This is a genomic window from Allobosea massiliensis (genome assembly GCF_042655245.1).
GTDB lineage: Bacteria > Pseudomonadota > Alphaproteobacteria > Rhizobiales > Beijerinckiaceae > Allobosea > Allobosea massiliensis.
Genome location: NZ_JBHSLU010000058.1, coordinates 1 through 3,937, shown reverse-complemented (window position 1 = coordinate 3,937; position 3,937 = coordinate 1). Strand labels below are relative to the sequence as shown.

Annotated in this window: 3 protein-coding genes, 1 tRNA gene and 1 pseudogene; 3 read left to right on the top strand and 2 right to left on the bottom strand. The window is 61.8% G+C overall.

Going from position 1 to position 3,937, the window contains the following annotated elements; translation table 11 throughout:
• Window positions 1–480 (bottom strand): AAA family ATPase (locus ACFPN9_RS17160; protein ID WP_377817296.1); only part of this gene is annotated, 480 nt, incomplete at its 3' end.
• 178 nt (window positions 481–658) lie between these two features.
• Between ACFPN9_RS17160 and ACFPN9_RS17155 the strand changes: the two genes are divergently transcribed.
• The 3 genes and pseudogenes from ACFPN9_RS17155 to ACFPN9_RS17145 all read left to right on the top strand — a co-directional run.
• Window positions 659–1,687 (top strand): hypothetical protein, encoded by a 1,029-nt coding sequence (locus ACFPN9_RS17155; RefSeq protein ID WP_377817295.1) that lies wholly within the window; start codon window positions 659–661, stop codon window positions 1,685–1,687.
• Between the two features lie 81 nt (window positions 1,688–1,768).
• Window positions 1,769–1,981, top strand: a complete 213-nt coding sequence (locus ACFPN9_RS17150) for a hypothetical protein (protein ID WP_377817294.1) — start codon at window positions 1,769–1,771, stop codon at window positions 1,979–1,981.
• A 71-nt stretch (window positions 1,982–2,052) separates the two neighbouring features.
• A pseudogene (locus ACFPN9_RS17145) lies at window positions 2,053–3,123 on the top strand (recombinase family protein); the annotation flags it as partial.
• Window positions 3,124–3,684: 561 nt separating this feature from the next.
• Here the strand turns inward: ACFPN9_RS17145 and ACFPN9_RS17140 are convergent.
• Window positions 3,685–3,760: transfer RNA gene (locus ACFPN9_RS17140), tRNA-Ile, on the bottom strand.
• Window positions 3,761–3,937 lie beyond the last annotated feature (177 nt).

Sequence of the window (3,937 nt, the reverse complement as noted above, 5' to 3'; positions counted from 1 at the left end):
TCCCATCGTCAGCCTGCCAGCCGTGGCCGCCTGACCAGCCCGACCAAAGCCGGCACGCGGTGGCTCTGCGAAGCTACACCACCAGCAGGGACACGACCCATCGAGGCGCTCCAGCCCGTCCGCATCCATCCTTGGCCACGAGGTCTCGAAGAACAGATTGCGTGGCCAGGCTGGGCCTGTCCCCAGCAACTGCTCTAGGCGGCCTCGGAGGCGACGCTCGCTATCTTCGAGCGCCAGATAGAGAACGGCACCCTCCCCACATCGATGCACTCTCTCATCGAGAACAGCAGTCCCCCTGGCCACCGATAGCGCGATATCGAGACTGAGCCAGCTCTTGCCAACCTTCGGCGCACCGGCCAGCACGGTCAGGCCGCTTGGGATCAGGCCATCGACGATGAACTGCAGCGGCGCAAAGGTCCTTGCCTTGAGCTCGTGAGCGCTGAACGGACCCTCACTCGGTCCCGCGATCATATTCGTCATCTGCTGCAGCCCTGCCCTCGCTCGACGAAGAGCATCGGAGGCAGGCCTGAAAACCCCTTCCGCGAACTCGGTAAAATTGTCGGGTTTTCGATCGAATTCACCCTGTTGCCGCGACATCTACAGCTGAACGCCACGTTCGCTTAGAATCGAGCAACTGATTCGGGTGTGGAGTTGCGTCATGAGCATCCTGGAAATCTGGGGGACGGTCCCGCGACTGGTGCCGGAATTCCTGCGCTCACTAAGTGCCGCCCAACACTTCCTTCCTATCCGCTTCCGCCCGACATTGCCGCCAGCGCCGGACCCTTATGAGGGCATCCGCAAAGGGATGAAGCCTCGGACGGAGCTCGAGACGGAGCTTGATCACGTTCAGAGCTGCCTTGTCGCCGACCTCGAATGCATCGTGGAAGCGCTCGCAGCGGTCGAGACCCGCAAGAACGCCACGAGAAATCGCAAGACGGTTCCAACAACGATCTATGACGTCTTGAAGCCGATCGTCCTGGGACCTTCATCCGTCGAGACGCTGTTGACCAAGGGCAGGTGTCACATCCGGGAGCGCGAGGCCCTGTGGGAACCCGCTTACCGAGGCTACCTCACCCCAGCGAAGGCCGCGCGCCTGGCTGCGGCGGATGATGCCGAAACCCTGCAAGGACTGCGGGATGGCCACGTCAAGGCGATCGAGCTGGTAGGTCGGGCACGAAACGCAGCCCAGGTGACAGCGAAGGGGTTTCGCGCGACCCTGATCGAGATCGCCAAAGGCAAGCGTCGCAGCGACACGACCATCTCCCGCGACATGCTGGACAGTCTGCCCGATCTCTCGATTATGGAGATGATCCTTGTCTCTTTCGTCAGCGGCGTGAACGCGTCCCACATATGGCAGTGTTATCATGGCGCTCCCGAGACGATCGACTACTATAGGGTGTTCAACTTGGCGGTTTTCGCCGGTCGGCTGAGCCGTGGGGAGCCGGCCCCCATCACCTGGGATCTCGCGCGCTATCTCCAGCTTCACAAAGAGGCCCCAAACATCAACCAGTGGTGGCGGGTACGGCTGTTTCCGAACACTGTCCTGGTACATCTCGGGCTCGAATGGATTTGCGCCCAGATCGAAAGCCTCTGTGACTTCGATACGTTGAAGGAAATCCTCGGTCGATGTGATCAGCCAGGGCAGAGCGGAACGCTGCGCTTGCCTGCGATCGTGCCCTGCAGCTGAAAAGAAAGCCGGTCCCAATTAGATTCATGTCGGCACCGGCGCCGCCCTGCCAGCTTCTCGCTCATCGACAGGAGCGGGGCAGTGCGCAGGCAAAGCAGGAATCTGCAGGGAAAGGAGGACCGGGCCGACGAGCTTGCTGGCCAGCCTCCGCGTCCCGCTATCGACTCGATCGCTGACCTGCGCGACCGTAAGATCGTACTCGAATACATCGATCCCGATCTGATCGGTGCGGCCGAGTTGGATGCCATCGAGAGCTATTTTGGCGATCTCGTTGTCCAGGTGTTCGACCGCTAACCTGATGCCTCTACCCCTTAACCCCCACAAAATTGCGCTTAGATGCTTTGAATACCCCATAGGACCCGAATATGGCTCGCCGCCGCCGCCTCACCTGTGAAGACGCTCCGACACGGCCTGATCAGGTCGTGCTGTACATCCGCGTCTCGACCGACAAGCAGGCGGAAAACCGGCTCTCGCTCGATGAGCAGGAAGTCCAGATGCGCGACTATTGCGCGCGGAAGGGCTGGACGGTTCTCAGCCTCTACTGCGACGCTGGCGAAAGTGCGAGCTCGCTTCAGCGTCCCGAACTGCAGAAGATGCTCGCACGCTGCCAGGACGGAACTCAAACCGTAGATGCAGTGCTCGTCCACTCGATCTCGCGCGGGTTCCGCAACTTGCTTGATCAGGAGGAGACCGTTCGGATTCTCGGCCGGCACAAGGTCGCCATCCGCTCGATGTCGGAGAACCTTGAGGCTCGGGATGGTGGCAAGATCATGCGATTGGCGTTAGGCTTCGCCAACGAACTCAAGTCGCATGACGCCCAGATCGGCACGCTGCGTGGCATGGTCGCCACCGCCAAGCTCGGCTACTCCAATGGCGGAACCGCCCCATTCGGCTATCGCTCAGTCGAAGCAGACGCGATCGGCCGCACCATAAAGCGGAGGCTCGAGATCGATCCCGTCGAGGCCGAAATCGTACGTCTCGTTTTCCATCTCGCGCTGAATGGGAACGGATCGTCGGGCCCGATGGGCGTACGTGCGATCGTTCAGCATCTCAACGCTGCGGGCTATCTCACTCGCCGGGGCGCGGAATTTTATTCTAGCACCGTCCACGAGATGCTGATCCGGGACGCCTATACCGGCACCCGATCCTGGAATGTGTTCGACAAGCACGGCAACCAGAACGCCGATAGCGACATCACCGACTACAGCGTTCCGCAGATCATCGATCCCCAGACATTCAACGCGGTCCAAGAGCAGCTCGGCCAGCGACAGCCTACTCAGCGCGGTCCCCGCCTTGACAGCGCGCCGTCGCTTTTCGGCGGCCTGATCCGGTGCGGCTGCTGCAAGATGACCATGTCGCCCAGCAGCGGCACGGGGCGCCACGGCAAGATCTACAACTATTATCGCTGCGCGAAGTCCATCAGCAAAGGCGCCGTAGCCTGCACAAACAAGCCTGTGGGCAGGGAAACGACCGAAGTGCGTGTCATGGCAGCGCTCGTCGATTGGCTGACGACACCGGATCGTCTAACGGGCATTCTGCAGGCTCTGCATGCTCGCAAGGCTTCGCGGCAGGGAGCGGTCGAGCAGCGGATTGGTCAGCTTCATCGCGAAGCTGCCGATGCGGAAAAGGCGCTTCAAAATCTCTATGCCGCGATCGAGCGCGGCATCCTCGATTCGGCCGAGCCGTCGCTTCAGGGCAGGGTTGCCTGTCTCCGTGATAAACGCGACCTGGCGCGCGCGGCCCTTGAACGGGCGCAGTCCAGCCTCGTCGAGCAGCCCACGCTGGATCCAGACGCCATAGAGACCTTCCGTCGCGCCTTGATCGAGCGCCTCTCGTCCGGTCCTGTCGAAAGACGCAAAGCTTGGCTCAGCTCAGTCGTCGACTGCATCGTCGTCGAGCCCGGGAAAATTCGCATTATCGGTAGAAACGATAGCTTCCAGAGGAATTTGCGCAACCACGCCACCGGCCGCGGGCCGGTTCGTAGTTCTGATCGGAAGTGGTGGGCCGGGCCGGACTCGAACCGGCACCGGCGCTGTTATGAGCAGCGAGCTCTAACCATTGAGCTACCGGCCCATACCCCGCCTAGCATCGCCGCCGAGCCGGCCGCAAGCGTCATGCGAAGGGCGCCGCAGAAAGCCGAAGGCCCCGCCATGGGTGGATGGCGGGGCCTTCGGGTTTCGGTTGCCGCGGCGTTTCGGTTCAGGCCGCTTCGGCGATGGCGTGGGCCTTGCTGCCGCCATGGCCTTCGCG